This window comes from Flavobacterium sp. RSP46 (assembly GCF_003984825.1).
GTDB lineage: Bacteria > Bacteroidota > Bacteroidia > Flavobacteriales > Flavobacteriaceae > Flavobacterium.
The window spans coordinates 287,620-302,171 of record NZ_RYDM01000004.1 but is presented as its reverse complement, the minus strand read 5'-3'; the positions used below and the strand labels follow the sequence as shown (position 1 = coordinate 302,171).

Below are 14,552 nucleotides of genomic sequence, written 5' to 3'. Positions count from 1 at the left end.
TTATTTGATTACCCGGAAAGTGCCATTTATTCTGGGGCCAATAGGTTTTGTGGTTTTTGGAATCTGGTGTTTCCAGAAATGTTGTGTCGTTCCTTTCATCAGCAACAAACTTCCATGTTCCAGTATGATAGTTTTTTTTAGGTCTTTATCTAAATTATGTTTGAGTTGAAAGGTTCGTTGGGCTCCAAAACTCAACGACGCAATTATGGGATTGATTCCTAATTCTTTTTCGTTGTCAGCATGCCAACCGTTGCTGTCTTTTCCGTCGCGATATTGGTTGAGTAAGACGGTTGTAAAAGTAGTATCAGCACTTTTTTCGACTTGAGATTTTAGCTTTTGCAAAAGCAAATTCCAAGGATGTGGCTGCATCGTTATATTCGAATACGAGTAAGGTTTTCCTTCGTTTCCAAATAAAGCCGTCAAACGAGGCTGCGGATGAATTTTCCCGTATACACGAATATCGTCTTGTTGCCAAGGGATATCTTGCATTAATTCGGCAAAAATAATATCGGCTTGTTCTTGGTCAAAAAAATGAGGATAGTAGATGATCTCCGCATCTTGCAAGTCAATAAATACAGGTTCTGATGTGGATTCGAAAAGTGATTTCACGAGATTAAGTATATTGGTACGCCCAGTAAATTAAAAATAATTGTAGTGGCATTCGCAATAGTAAGGCCCATTTTGGCAGACCCATTCTTGCTTTTTCATCAAAATACATATACAAATGTGTTGGAAAAATAGCAATTAACAAAGCGATCACCCCCCAAGCGGCATAGTTGGAAAGTAACGGAATACAAAGCGAAATTCCCAGAAATATTTCTGCTAAACCACTGATGTAATTTAATAATTTTGGATTTGGAAAGTACGAAGGAATGATTTTCAAGTACAGTCTGGGATTCCTGAAATGGTTTAATCCTGCGATAAAGTAGACGAAAGCCATCACATATAAATGCCAAGGTAAATTCATAGTAAAGTTATTTAATACGAATTTATAAAAATTTTATTAAAATCAGTGCAAATGGATTGAAACTGCAATTAGGAGGTTCGCTTCAGGTTTACATTCATTATGATAATTGCTAAAATAATTAAAATAATGCCAAGCCATTGGATCAGGTTTACCTGCTCATTCAATAAGAGATATGCCATAAGTACCGATACGGGAAGTTCCAGTGCCGAAACAATACTTCCCAGTCCGATTCCAGTCAGCGGAAAACCGGCATTCAACAATAAAGGTGGAATTATGGTTCCGAAAAGGGCTAAAATGATTCCCCATTTCATGAAAATTTCAAAGTTAAAAGGAGTAGTTTGTGTTGAGATTGCAAAAAAGGTCACGATGACAGCACCTCCCAACAACATGAATAAACTGCGTTGTGCCGAGGAAATATGAGTTGCCACACGATTAGCGGTAAACATAGTTGTAGTAAAAGAAGCTGCTGCTAAAAGCCCTAAAGCTATACCGCGCCAGTCTAAAACGATACTATTCTCGAAGACATTGGTAGCAAGGATAGTTCCGGTTAAGACAATAAATACGGAAACTATTTTTTGAGTAGAAGGAATTTTTTTTTCTAAAATCATTTCGAATAAAACACCCATCCAGACGGTTTGCATCAATAAAACAATCGCAATAGAAACAGGAATGTATTTTACTGCTAAATAATAAAAGATACTCGTAAATCCTAAAGAAGTTCCGGCAAGCATCAGCTGAGTGATGTTTTTTTGGGATGCTTTTATAACGGTTTTTCCTTTCTTAGCTTTTTGAAACATATTGATCAGCAGCATTCCCATGATTCCATATACAAATTGGGCAACGGTAACTTCGGGTGTGGTGTAGCCTTGACCGTAGGCTATCTTTACAAAAGTAGCCAGCATTCCGTAACTCGTTGCGCCGAGACCAACTAAGAAAACTCCTTTTAAGATACTATTTTTTATCATTTTTTTAATTTTAAAAAGCGGGCAAAGATAGGGTTTAGTTCCTAGTTATAAGGTGTGAATTGGTAGATAATATCAGAGTCAACCATAAATTCAGGTTTTTGATTTCCAATTAAATTACATCATTTTGCTTTTCGTGGTAGGTTTTTTTTAATCCTCTTATGATTGCAGCATTAGCCAAAAACCGGTTGGTATACGCCAATAAAATCAACGAAGTTGCGCTAAAAAGTAATGCTGGAGTTTCTATTTGTAAAATCATAATTTAATAGAATCATTTTAAAGGCAAAGATCGCTAATCTTTTGATGCATTTTAGTATTGCAATGAATAAGAGGAGTTTTCCTTTACTGACTTAAATTTTTAAAGTGTAATCCAGTTAAAGGTTTGTTCGATGATTCTAGTTTTTTCTTTTTGAATAAATTTTAAATAGGCATCGGCTACAGGTGAAAACTTTTTGCCTTTTAACCAAATTAAATTCCAGTTGGATTGAATAGGCAAGCCTTTTACCGGAATAATTTGTAGGTCTCTATTATTAAGTTCGTTTTTTATACCAATTAAAGGCATGATCGAGCATCCAAGTCCAGCCAGTACGGCTTGTTTTACCGCTTCATTTCCGGTCAGCACCATTTTTTTTGAAACGGTTAATTGATTCTGTTCTATAAATTTTTCCATCACATATCTTGTTCCTGATCCTTGCTCGCGATAGATGATGGGTAAGGTTTCTATGATTTTTTTTTCCTGAATTCCTTTTCCCATTTTTTGATCACTATTAGCAACAAGGAAAAGGGAATTAGGCATAAGCTCCACTTTCTCGATTTGCAGGGTTTCTGGTAACACGGAAACCAGAGAAAAATCTACTTCATTTCTTTCTAAGTTTTTCAACACTTTAGTTTTATTGGTCACATCCAGAATCAATTCGACACCTTGATTTTGTTTCAAAAAATCAGATAAAAAATAAGGAATTACATATTTCCCGGTTGATACGACAGAAATTTTTAATCGTCCTGTCAGTTGTCCCTTGAATGCCATTGTTTTATAATTGATCGCATGTACTTCATTTAGAATTTTTTCTGCAGCCGTGGCGATTTCTTTGCCAAAATCAGTAACAAACAGCTTTCTTCCGATTACTTCTGTTAGCGGTACATCAAATTGATCTTGAAAATTTTTTAATTGAATGGATACTGCGGGTTGTGTAAGGTGCAGTTCCATTGCGGCTTTAGTGATGCTTTTATTTTGGGTAATTTTTAAAAAGACATGCAGCTGGTGTAGCGTATAATTCATAAATAATTTTTATGCTTTGTATTACAAATATAAATAAAAATATATGGATAGCCGGTTTTACTTTTGTAAAAAAAAATAAACAAAAAGATATGCAAAGAATAACAATAGCAAAAGGAGACGGAATAGGACCTGAAATAATGGATGCTACTTTGAAAATTATTAAGGCAGCGGGCGCACAGCTTCAATTTGATGAAATTGAAGTTGGTGAAAAAGTGTATTTAAAAGGTAATACCTCCGGAATTGAAAAGTCATCTTGGGATTCTATAATAAACAATAGAATATTTCTCAAAGCTCCAATTACTACTCCGCAAGGTGGTGGTTATAAAAGTTTGAATGTTACCACTAGAAAATTCTTAGGATTATATTCTAATGTTAGACCATGTATGAGTTTGCACCCTTTTGTGGAAACAAAACATCCAAAAATGGATATTGTCATTGTTCGTGAAAATGAAGAAGATTTATATGCGGGAATAGAACATCAGCAAACGGATGAAGTTGTGCAGTGTTTGAAAATCATTAGTCGTCCCGGCTGTGAAAAAATTGTTCGCTATGCTTTTGAATATGCCAAACAGTATGGAAGAAAGAAGGTAACTTGTTTCACAAAAGACAACATCATGAAGCAGACGGACGGATTATTCCATGAAGTGTTTGATGAGTTAGCGAAAGAGTATCCTGAAATTGAAAACGAGCACTGGATTATTGATATTGGTGCTGCAAAAATGAGCGATACACCAGAGAATTTTGATGTTATTGTAACCTTAAATTTATACGGTGACGTGATTTCTGATATCGCTGCACAAATTGCCGGTTCTGTGGGGCTGGCAGGCTCAGCAAATATTGGAGAAGAATGTGCAATGTTTGAAGCAATTCACGGATCTGCACCCAGAAGAGCCGGGCAAAATGTTGCGAATCCGTCGGGATTATTACAAGGAGCAGTAATGATGCTGAATCATATTGGGCAAAACGAAGTGGCTAGTAAAGTACAAAATGCATGGCTGAAAACGCTTGAAGACGGAATACATACCTATGATATCTTCAAAGAAGGCGTAAGCACTGCAAAAGTAGGGACTTCAGAATTTGCCGACGCAGTAATCCTAAATTTAGGGCAAAAACCAAAACAGCTTCCTGCTGTAGATTATAAAAATGTTCAAGCCTTAGATCTCCCGAAATATAAGAGAAGACCAGCTGCAAAAAAAGAATTGGTAGGTCACGATGTATTTGTGCATTGGAATGGAACCGATCCTAATTCGCTAGCCGAAATTCTAAAAAATATAGGGACTGAAAATCTAAAACTGAATATGATTTCCAATAGAGGAATCAAAGTTTGGCCCGAAGGATTTAAACAAACCTTTTGTACAGATCACTGGAGATGCCGTTTCAAAGCTGAGGATGGAGTACTAGTTAACAAAGAGGAGATCATTGGATTATTGCAGCAATGCATCGACCATAATATCGATAGCATCAAAACTGAAAATTTATATAAATTTGACGGGAAAATGGCTTTTTCATTGGGTCAAGGACAGTAAGAAATGCGTTAACTTCTCCTTTATTTAATTGGTACTCTTTCACTAAATGTGCTGTTTCCTTTAAAGAATTTAATAAGGTGAGTTATTCCTAACACGCTCCATTAAGTAGTAAAAAAAATTAGTCCCTATGAAAAATAAAAATAAAAAAATTAGTTTGGTCTTTGGAATAGTTTGGTTGATTGGTGGAATACTATTGACAATCGTAGCACCTAATAACTTATTTTTCACACTGTTTCTAGGTTTGGGAATATTTTTCACGATCTACACATTACAAAAAAATAAAATTTCATTATAAAGTATTATGGAAAAAGAATATCAATTTAAGCTAGTTGAAGGTCAGTTTGCACCATCAGAAGCAGGAAAAGTACTGTTTTCGTTAATCAACAATAAGATTAATTATCATAATTTAGAAAAATTTAGCAATCAAATTCGATTTGATGAAGACTGTTCGCATTCAAAAATAAGGCTTGAAACTCTTTTAGAAGCCTCTGAATACATCAAGGAACTCATCAAAGAAGCGTCGTCAAAGGATTTGGAACTGAAAATTGACAGTGTAATTCAAATTGTACTGTGTCCTAAAGTAAAAACTGAATTGAATGTTTGAGGGTAGACAATTACTCATTGCCACCAAGCATCACAAAGAAAAAGTGATTGCTCCAATTTTTGAAAAAGGATTAGGTGTTCACTGTTTTGTTCCTGAAAGTTATGATTCGGATATTTTCGGCACTTTTTCAGGTGAAGTGGAGCGGAAAAATACGGCAGTTGAAACCGTCAGGGCTAAATGTTTGGCGGCAATGGAAGAATTTGACTGCGATTTGGCTATTGCCAGCGAAGGCTCTTTTGGTTCACATCCTTCTATCTTTTTTGCCCAGGCCGATGATGAGTTTTTAATTTTTATCGATAAAAAAAACGACTTAGAAATCATTGCCAGAGAACTCAGTTTGGAGACTAATTTTTATGGAGAAAATATTTCTAGTAAAGAAATGCTCTTGGATTTTGCAAATAAGATTCAATTTCCTGCCCATGCCATAATTTTGCGAAGCAAGCCTGATGATCTAACAACACTAGTTAAAGGGATTACCACAAAAAGTGAATTGGAAGATACTTTTCAGCACCTTGTGAACAAATATGGGAGTGTTTATGCTGAAACTGATATGCGTGCGCTGTACAACCCCACTCGTATGGGTGTGATAAAAGTAGCGGCGCAAAAATTATTGGAAACTATAAAAACGGAATGCCCAAGCTGTAAAGCACCGGGTTATTGTGTGATAGATGCGAAACAGGGCTTGCCTTGTTCATGGTGTTCAGCGCCCACACGATCTACCTTGAGTTTTATTTATAGTTGTAAAAAGTGTTGTTTTAGTTCCGAAAAAATGTATCCCCATCAAAAAATAACCGAAGAACCAGGATTCTGCGATTCCTGTAATCCATAAGATATGAGTGTAATCAGTAGTTCGATTCCAAAAGCTGTTGCGCTTTTAAATCAGGAGCAAACCATAGGAATTCCTACCGAAACGGTTTATGGTTTAGCCGCCAATATTTACAGCTCAAAGGCGGTAGAGCGTATATTTTCGATTAAAAAACGTCCGTTTTTTAATCCGTTAATTGTTCATATAAAATCGGCAACTGTCCTTTCTGAAATAGCGAGAGACATTCCTGAAAAAGCGAACTTGTTAGCAAAAGCTTTCTGGCCGGGACCTTTAACTTTGGTTTTAAAAAAGCAAATTTCCATTCCGGATTTGGTTACCGGTGGTAAAGATACCGTAGCGATCAGAGTTCCAAATCACCCAGTAGCCTTAGCCCTGCTGAATCAGTTAGCCTATCCTCTAGCGGCTCCGAGTGCTAATCCGTTTGGCTCTCTTAGTCCCACTACAGCAATACATGTTGCTGACTATTTTGAAGAGGTGTTACCAATGGTTTTGGATGGTGGAGCTTGTCAAAGGGGAATAGAGTCAACGATCATCGGATTTGAAAATGGGGAGCCTATTTTATATCGCTTGGGTTCTTTGGCTGTAGAGGATATTGAAGCAATTGTTGGGCCGGTAAAAATGATTACCCATGATGATATTGCTCCAGCGGCACCAGGCATGTTTTCTAAGCACTATGCTCCTTCGACGACGACTTTTTTGACAGCTGATGTGACGGAGAAGCTAAAAATGTTTCCGGATCAAAAAATTGGAGTTTTAGTATTCCAAAAAGGGATTGATGATCCAAAAATTGTACAACAGGAAATTCTATCGACAACAGGCAATTTAGCAGAAGCCGCATCGCAATTGTATGCTGCCTTGCATAGATTAGATAAGTGCCATCTCGACTGCATTATAGCGGAACGATTTCCAGATGTGGGTTTAGGCAAAACGATAAACGATCGTTTAAAAAGAGCCACCAAAAAATAAGATATGGATACTATTATCAGAAATGCAAAAGTGGTCAATGAAGGACAAATACTTAATTTAGATCTTCTGATTTCAGGAGAAAGAATTGAAAAGATAGCACCATCAATTGGACTAAATCCTGCAAAAAAATATATCGAAATTGATGCGACAGGACTTTATCTGCTTCCGGGAGTCATTGATGATCAGGTTCATTTTAGAGATCCGGGACTAACACATAAAGGCACTATTTTTTCAGAGTCGGTTGCCGCTGTGGCTGGCGGCATCACCTCCTTTATGGATATGCCCAACACGATTCCCAATACGCTGACTCAAGAGTTATTAGAAGAAAAATACAAGATGGCGGCGGAAAAATCAATTGCTAATTATTCGTTTTTTATGGGAATTTCAAAAAATAACTTGGAAGAAGCTTTAAAAACAAATACCGAAAATGTATGTGGAATTACGGATGATGGGCTTTATTTTAATAATGACGAGGGAATTTTAGCCAACTATCCAGAATTTTTGGAGCAACTTTTTTCAAGAACCGATACCTTGGTAGCTTTGCACAGCGAAGATGATTCACTGATAAAAAAGAATACGGAGGATTATAAACTAATTTACGGAACTGAAATTCCTTTTTTTTATCATTCTCTTATTCGGGATGAGGAAGTTTGCCTAAAAGCAACTGAACGAGTATTGAAAATTGCTAAAAAACACCAAACACGCTTGCATCTCTTTCATATTTCAACTTTGGCGGAAGCCAAATTATTTGATAATTATACACCGATCAGAGAAAAACGAATCACAGCCGAGGCATGTGTACATCATCTTTGGTTTTCGGATGCCGATTATGAAAGATTGGGCTCCAAGATCAAATGGAATCCCTCCATAAAAACAGAGCAAGATAGAAAAGGTTTACTGCAGTATTTGCTCAATAATTCAATAGATATTATTGCAACGGATCATGCTCCTCATACTGTTGCCGAAAAAGCAGGGAATTATTTTCAGGCGCATTCCGGCGGACCATTAGTACAACATGCTCTTTTAGCAATGTTAGAATTATTTCATCGTGGTGAAATTCCGTTGGAGAAAGTAGTGGAGAAAATGAGCCATAATGTAGCCGAAATTTACAGAATAAAAGAACGAGGCTATATAAGGGAGGGCTATTTTGCCGATTTAGTTTTAGTCGATTTAAATAAAAAACAGGAAGTAACTCCAGACTCTCTTTTATATAAATGCAAATGGTCTCCTTTTGTAGGACAGGTTTTTAAAAGCAGTATCAGTTCAACTTTTGTAAATGGAAATATAGTTTATGAAAAAGGACTTGTCCAAACGGATGTAAAAGGAAAAAGATTGCGATTTGAAAAGATTAGATAATCAAAATGTATAAAATAATTTTAAAATAATTAAAATATGAATCTTAGTTTATTACTGGATAATTTAACTAATCCTGCCTTGTTGTTTTTTGTGTTGGGAATTATAGCCGTCTATGTCAAAAGTGATTTAGAAATTCCGGAGAATACCTCTAAATTTATATCGCTGTACCTGCTTTTTTCCATTGGTTTTAAAGGCGGACAGGAACTAGCGCACAGTCACTTTACTGTTGACATACTTTGGTCTATTGTTTTTGGGGTATTGATTGCGGTATTAATTCCACTTTATACTTTTTTTATTTTAAAGAAAAAGTTTAGCATTGAGAATTCGGGAGCCATTGCTGCGGCTTATGGATCTGTGAGTGCAGTGACCTTTGTAACGGCCATCTCTTTTTTAGAAATTCAAAATTACAATTTTAGCGGCCACATGGTTGCTGTTATGGCGCTGATGGAAGCTCCTGCAATCATTATCGGAGTGATTTTAATCCGATTATTTAGTAAGGAAAAAGTTCAAAAAACGAAGATGACCACGATTATCAAACATTCATTTACTAATGGAAGCGTGCTCTTGATTCTAGGTAGTTTGGTTATTGGGTTTTTGGCCAGTGAGCAACAGGCTTTAGGAATTAAGCCGTTTACTACTGATATTTTCAAAGGGTTTTTGGCTTTATTTTTACTGGACATGGGAATTGTTAGTGGACGAAAATTAAATGATTTTTTCAAAAGTGGCTGGTTTAGCGTCTTTTTTGCTATTGTTTTCCCATTGATCAACGGGTGTATTGTTGCTTTTCTAAGTCAATTCGTTACCGAGGATGTTGGGAATCGTTTTATTTTTGCTGTCTTAGCGGCCAGTGCTTCTTATATTGCCGTTCCGGCCGCGATGAAAATAGCCGTTCCAAAGGCGAATCCAGGAATATTTTTACCCATGGCTTTGGCAGTAACGTTTCCTTTTAACATTACTTTTGGGATGCCCATTTATTTTTCAATTGTGCTGTGTCACCTTTAGACAGTTGCTTTGACCAATGTAGTAGCACTTATTAATTGTTTCAAAAACTATTGGTAATAACATGAATGTTCTTTACAGAGAATCGTTAGCGCAGTTTTGCAAACTGTGCCCATTTCAATTGGCAACTAAATTAAATTTAATAAATCCAATCGCTATTATTTACAGACAATCGTTAGCGCAGTTTTGCAAACTGTGCCCATTTCAATTGGCAACTAAAATAAATCTAATAAAATCACCTCTAATTCATTTTCTAATGCAGCATAATTTCTTGCAGAACTGAAATAATAATCTTCCGGCATCGTTACAATTTTTTCATTTACAGGATTGTTGTGTATGTAATCCATTTTTTGTCTAATAAATTTATTGCTGTAAACATGTTCTGCATGATAGCCGTTTTGCCAAACTTTGTATTGTTGTTCTTGTTTTAAATGCTGACAAGCTTTTTTAAAATAATCCAACATCCATTCTCTCCTGCTTTCCGGTTCTTCAATAATAGCCTGAATAATTTTTTTAGATGTATATTTTTTAAAATCACGCATCACATCGGATAATATAAAACCATTTGTTGCTTTGCAAAGCAGATGAATATGGCTGTGCATAATACAATATCCATAAATTTCTAAGCCCTTTTGATCTTGACAATAGTGTAACGCTTGTATAATAATTTGTTTTTGATTTAATCGTGTAAAAATATCTACCCAACCCATTGTAGTTATAGTAATAAAATAAGCGTCTTCAGTTGTTGTGGCTTTATACTTTGTCGACATTTTTTGTGTTATTTGTATTGTTTGCTCACTATTTTTTGCACATTATTGTGGGCACAGTTTGCAAAACTGCGCTAACGATTGCGGTATATCGGTGCGATCGGGCAGACACCATCAAATTCGCGCACAGCTTTCGGCTATTGGCTCACCCATATAAGGCGATTTAAAATATGGTTTTGATCGAAGTAATTCAGATGGAGGCATTCATTTACATGCTCGAAAACTAGTCTTTACCCATCCTGTTACCAAAGAAAATATGGAAATCTTGGCGCCAACTCCTGATGATGTAATTTGGAATGCAATTTAGAAAACTCATTTCATATAAATATTTCGTCACAACCTTTCACTAAAAAAAAACTAACTAGAATGGTCAACTACGATTTTCCAACCTTCTTTAAATTTTTCTACTATTAAAGTAAAAAATCCTTTTTGTTCTCCTTTTTCCATTTGCAAATTCCAAGCACCTAAAACAAAGGCATGTTCGCTATCAATCATTTTTATTTGTTTGATATTAAAAGTTAGAGTACCCATTGCAGCTTTGTCAGGATAAACTTGTTGATAGATCTCTAAGTTTTTTTGCCAGCCGTAAAATGGTCCTGTTTTTCCAACAAATAGTAAAGAATCGGATTTTAAATAACCTTGCATATACCCAATCATATCCCCATTATTCCAATCTAAACGTTGTTTTTCTAAAACTGCTTTAATTTCTTTCTCTTGAGCAATTGATAAATGACTACAAAATAAGAGCACTATTGATAATATGATTTTTCTCATTTTTTTTACGATTTGATTGATTTTAACTTTATTGTGGACAACCTTTATCCCTTTTCATAAATCAAATGTATTCAAAAAATCGTGTTCATTCCCATTTAATTTTATGAAATATTGTACTATAAAATACTTGAACTACTTTTTAATTTTTGTACAATTTTACCCCAATATAAAATGCAGCGTTAATTATTTATTCCTGTACATCTCATGAATTCATTTTCAGGATAAAAAATTAGTTTTTATTTATACTTCTCTTAAACAAAATATGAAAATCCGTTATCCGTTAGCGCAGTTTTGCAAACTGTGCCCATTTCAATTGGCAATTAATATAAATCTAATAAAACCACCTCTAATTCATTTTCTAATCTGGTCTTCGGTTTTTAGGGCTTTATTCTTAGCAGACATTTTGTTTGTTTTAAAATAGCAAAAAGAAATGAAGTACTCATAGCTTTTTCGTTTTTTGTTCTCTGTTGTGGGCACAGTTTGCAAAACTGCGCTAACGATTGTGGTATATAGGCGCGGTCGGTTTTTGTTGCCTATTGGAGTGGGTGCGAAGTCAGAGACATTCGCACAGCAGCTCTGAGTTTTAAGAATGTTTTTTTTAACACTTCGAGTAGCTAGCAGTTTTTATTCTTTTTGAATAATTGGAAATTTTTCGTTTTCTAAAAAATATTTAATTACAAACTCAAAGATGTCTTTGTTCTCAAATGGATTAATTTTTAAATGTATTCCCGTTTCAAATATTCCAAATAGCAGTTTTATATTTAAGTTGCCGTTTAAAATCCTAAATTGATTTGGATTACTACTCATAGATTTCATACCGACCCATTTCACACCCCATTCAATTTGGTTATTTTTCTTTGCCTCAAATAAATTACAAATCTTTTTTTCTCCCTTTTCTGAGGTTTTAATTATATCGCCGTTACTTTTAAAGATGTAATTATTAAAACAAAAACATTTAAACTGTTCTATAGTTTTCATTTGGTAAGAAAAGCGATAGTAAAAACTTTTTTTTGAAATTAAATTATAAATGAGTAGATATTTTTCAAAATCGACTTTATTTTGAGGGTAATGTAAATATAATTGTCCTTCTTCTGTAGTAACTAAATTATATTTATTTTCTTTTAAAATATTTTCAGAATTTATTTTTACAACTGAAATGCTAAACATTAAATTTCTTGTGGTAGAAAAATTGTATGTGCTTTCAGATGCATCGAAAACAATTTCGGATATTTCATTAAATAAAATATCTTCATTATTTACTATAATTTTATTAGAATATAATTTTACATGATTAACACTTATTGGATTTTCTTCTGTTGGAATAAATAAATGTTCAGTTTTTTTTCTTTCACTTTCTTCTTTAACAGTTTTTATTTTGTCACTTACAGCATTAAAAACTGATTTTAATTTATTTTCTTTATTTAACCATTCGTTACAATGTTTACATTTTATTGCATCATCTTGTATTAATTCTGAACAATATTTACATTTTATCATATTATCAAATTTTTTATTGGCTATTTTTTATTATGTGTCTTAATTTGGCTCTACAATTATCCCAAACTTCACTATCCCAATCACTGGTTATAAGTTCATTTTGATAGGATTTCAAAAAAATATTTATCTCATCACAAAATAATTTCGCATTTATTATTTTTTTACTTTGATTGAATAATTTACCCTCACGTTGTATCTTGAAGCCACCATATGTTTCTCCTTGATGTAAAAGACCACATCTTATGTTTTTATAAAATTTTTGATTTTCAAAAATGCTTAAAGAGTTATTGTAAGATTTAGCTTTTATAAAAAATCTGTTAAAAGCTTCATCCCCATAAGTTGATGTTTGATTATCCCCTTGCAAAAAAGCAATTATTGTTTCAATTAACAATGAGCAATTTGTCATTATTGAAAATCCACTTTTATATTCTGCGTTAAAAGTTGAATTCATTTTTATTTTTTCAATCTCATTTACAGTTCTGTAATATTCTACAATATCATTTGATTTATAAAAAAATATTGAGGTGTTCATTTATTTACTTATTATAATATCTTGATATAAAACCTTTTGAGTTTTCATCATTCTATTTATCAGTAGGTCAAATATGTTTTCCTTGTAAATCGACCTATTAATTCGATAACTAAACTCGTCTAAATACTTCTGAATATGTTCTTTATGAACCCAAGAAAAAGTACTTCTTAACCAAGATTTTACTTGATGAATTATAGTATGCAATTCTTTTGAAGACTTGCCTTTATCGCTTTTAATTTGTTTCAAATCAAACTCTTTTTTTAATGGATTATAACCCGTCCATTTGTCAGTTTTTATAGATGCAGATTTAGAAATATGTTTATCAAATATTTTGCGTATTTCTTTACACGAATAATCTTCAAGTTGGTCAAAATATACTCTTTTGATTCCGCCAGTGTCATTTGTTTCAACAGCGATTATCAACTTCTTTTTTTTTGAATTATTGCTCCTTCCTTGCTTGAGATCTTCTTTACCGCCAAAAACAAATTCATCGACAAAAACCTGACCAATCATTGGCTGTGAAGCACTACTTGCCATACTAATTCTAACTTTTTTAATGAAATTAGTGGCAGTAGTTCTACTGATTTTTAATCGTTTTGCAAGTTGTTTTGTAGAGAAACCTTTTGTAGTTGCGCTCATCTCAAAAACAATTGTAAATGCTTTTCTCAAACCAAATCGAACTCTGTGAAAAATTGTATCTACAATCGGGCTTTCAATATGATGGCAAGCGTTACAATCTCTTGCAAAATTCTTTTTGCGAATAGTGAATTTCGTGTGATTACATTTAACACATTTAAAACCTTCTTTCCACTTTATTTCCGCCAAATATTCTAAACAATCTAAATCCGTTTTGAACTTATCGGTGAATTCTAAAATACTTTCTCCTGTAAATTTTTCCATACTTTAAATATACATAAAAATCATAAGTATTTATCGGAACACCTCAAAAAAAATATTTTAATATATCTTTCATATAATCTATCGTAAATTGCTTTTGAAATTTCAGACTTGTTTGTTTCACTGGTTATTAAAACTTCAATTTTAGCCATTGTAATTTCAGATAACCTTTTATTATTAAATGAACTTGAAAATACTGTCATAAAAATTAACGTTTCAATTTTCGATTCTGTTTTGGCAAAATTGCCACCAACTTGTATATACGTCTGACGAAATCAGACCTATCACCCCAATATTGAGTGGCTTTGTCTGACAAAAGTCAGTTTTATTTATTTTCAAATATAGTAAATTTCTATTATAAATCATCAAACGGACTTTTAATTACAGCAAACTTTTCGTACTTACGTGGGCGTAAATTTGGGCAGTTTTAGTACTCTTATGACTCAATAATTTTTTTTACGTAAATAAAATTAGTACTGCTTTTTAAGTATGTGCTTTGTGGTGATGTCTAAACAGAGTTATAGTTTTGTTTTTTGAGTAAATCATCTTCAAAAAATTATCCGTCTCCCATAGCCCTGATTGCAACGGCATCCTTTGAGC

At 33.7% G+C, this 14,552-nt stretch carries 15 protein-coding genes and 2 pseudogenes; 7 read left to right on the top strand and 10 right to left on the bottom strand.

What is annotated here, in order from left to right:
- From EKM01_RS09260 to EKM01_RS09240, 5 genes and pseudogenes are all read right to left on the bottom strand, one after another.
- Positions 1-609 carry an alpha-ketoglutarate-dependent dioxygenase AlkB gene (locus EKM01_RS09260; RefSeq protein ID WP_126768011.1) on the bottom strand — a complete coding sequence of 203 codons (609 nt, stop codon included), beginning with the start codon at positions 607-609 and terminating at the stop codon, positions 1-3.
- 4 nt (positions 610-613) lie between these two features.
- The gene (locus EKM01_RS09255; protein WP_126462116.1) at positions 614-967 is read right to left on the bottom strand and encodes a MauE/DoxX family redox-associated membrane protein; all 354 of its coding nucleotides are present in this window, start codon (positions 965-967) and stop codon (positions 614-616) included.
- A gap of 68 nt (positions 968-1,035) precedes the next feature.
- Positions 1,036-1,932 carry a DMT family transporter gene (locus tag EKM01_RS09250; RefSeq protein WP_126462119.1) on the bottom strand — a complete coding sequence of 299 codons (897 nt, stop codon included), beginning with the start codon at positions 1,930-1,932 and terminating at the stop codon, positions 1,036-1,038.
- 112 nt (positions 1,933-2,044) lie between these two features.
- Positions 2,045-2,188: pseudogene (locus EKM01_RS09245) on the bottom strand (DUF2721 domain-containing protein); the annotation flags it as partial.
- A 99-nt stretch (positions 2,189-2,287) separates the two neighbouring features.
- The gene (locus EKM01_RS09240) at positions 2,288-3,208 is read right to left on the bottom strand and encodes a LysR family transcriptional regulator (RefSeq protein ID WP_126768008.1); all 921 of its coding nucleotides are present in this window, start codon (positions 3,206-3,208) and stop codon (positions 2,288-2,290) included.
- 89 nt (positions 3,209-3,297) lie between these two features.
- Here EKM01_RS09240 and EKM01_RS09235 point away from each other — a divergent pair, with 89 nt between their 5' ends.
- The 6 genes from EKM01_RS09235 to EKM01_RS09210 all read left to right on the top strand — a co-directional run bounded on the left by EKM01_RS09235 (position 3,298) and on the right by EKM01_RS09210 (position 9,488).
- Entirely contained in the window at positions 3,298-4,734 is a 1,437-nt protein-coding gene (locus EKM01_RS09235; RefSeq protein WP_126555107.1) for an NADP-dependent isocitrate dehydrogenase, read from the top strand.
- 301 nt (positions 4,735-5,035) lie between these two features.
- On the top strand, positions 5,036-5,338 hold the full coding sequence (locus tag EKM01_RS09230) for a hypothetical protein (protein ID WP_126462128.1): 303 nt from the start codon (positions 5,036-5,038) through the stop codon (positions 5,336-5,338).
- The gene (locus EKM01_RS09225; protein ID WP_126744032.1) at positions 5,331-6,167 is read left to right on the top strand and encodes a DUF6671 family protein; all 837 of its coding nucleotides are present in this window, start codon (positions 5,331-5,333) and stop codon (positions 6,165-6,167) included. Before EKM01_RS09230 ends, EKM01_RS09225 begins: the two co-directional genes overlap by 8 nt.
- Positions 6,168-6,170: 3 nt before the next feature.
- Positions 6,171-7,130, top strand: coding sequence for an L-threonylcarbamoyladenylate synthase (locus EKM01_RS09220; protein WP_126462134.1), 960 nt, complete (start codon positions 6,171-6,173; stop codon positions 7,128-7,130).
- A gap of 3 nt (positions 7,131-7,133) precedes the next feature.
- Positions 7,134-8,486, top strand: coding sequence for a dihydroorotase (locus EKM01_RS09215; protein ID WP_126768005.1), 1,353 nt, complete (start codon positions 7,134-7,136; stop codon positions 8,484-8,486).
- A 36-nt stretch (positions 8,487-8,522) separates the two neighbouring features.
- Positions 8,523-9,488, top strand: coding sequence for a sodium-dependent bicarbonate transport family permease (locus EKM01_RS09210; RefSeq protein ID WP_126576474.1), 966 nt, complete (start codon positions 8,523-8,525; stop codon positions 9,486-9,488).
- Between the two features lie 212 nt (positions 9,489-9,700).
- Here the strand turns inward: EKM01_RS09210 and EKM01_RS09205 are convergent, their stop codons facing one another.
- Positions 9,701-10,255, bottom strand: a complete 555-nt coding sequence (locus EKM01_RS09205) for a transposase (protein WP_126576473.1) — start codon at positions 10,253-10,255, stop codon at positions 9,701-9,703.
- Positions 10,256-10,340: 85 nt separating this feature from the next.
- Between EKM01_RS09205 and EKM01_RS14810 the strand changes: the two are divergent.
- Positions 10,341-10,559: pseudogene (locus EKM01_RS14810) on the top strand (RNA pseudouridine synthase); the annotation flags it as partial.
- A 50-nt stretch (positions 10,560-10,609) separates the two neighbouring features.
- Here EKM01_RS14810 and EKM01_RS09195 read toward each other — a convergent pair.
- The 4 genes from EKM01_RS09195 to EKM01_RS09180 all read right to left on the bottom strand — a co-directional run bounded on the left by EKM01_RS09195 (position 10,610) and on the right by EKM01_RS09180 (position 13,955).
- Positions 10,610-11,026: a DUF4440 domain-containing protein gene (locus EKM01_RS09195; protein WP_126576472.1), complete on the bottom strand. Its 417-nt coding sequence runs from the start codon at positions 11,024-11,026 to the stop codon at positions 10,610-10,612.
- 624 nt (positions 11,027-11,650) lie between these two features.
- The gene (locus EKM01_RS09190) at positions 11,651-12,523 is read right to left on the bottom strand and encodes a hypothetical protein (RefSeq protein WP_126768002.1); all 873 of its coding nucleotides are present in this window, start codon (positions 12,521-12,523) and stop codon (positions 11,651-11,653) included.
- Positions 12,524-12,536: 13 nt separating this feature from the next.
- Positions 12,537-13,055 carry a hypothetical protein gene (locus tag EKM01_RS09185; protein WP_126767998.1) on the bottom strand — a complete coding sequence of 173 codons (519 nt, stop codon included), beginning with the start codon at positions 13,053-13,055 and terminating at the stop codon, positions 12,537-12,539.
- Positions 13,056-13,955 (bottom strand): IS1595 family transposase, encoded by a 900-nt coding sequence (locus tag EKM01_RS09180; protein WP_126767995.1) that lies wholly within the window; start codon positions 13,953-13,955, stop codon positions 13,056-13,058. It lies immediately after the preceding gene.
- Positions 13,956-14,552: the final 597 nt, after the last annotated feature.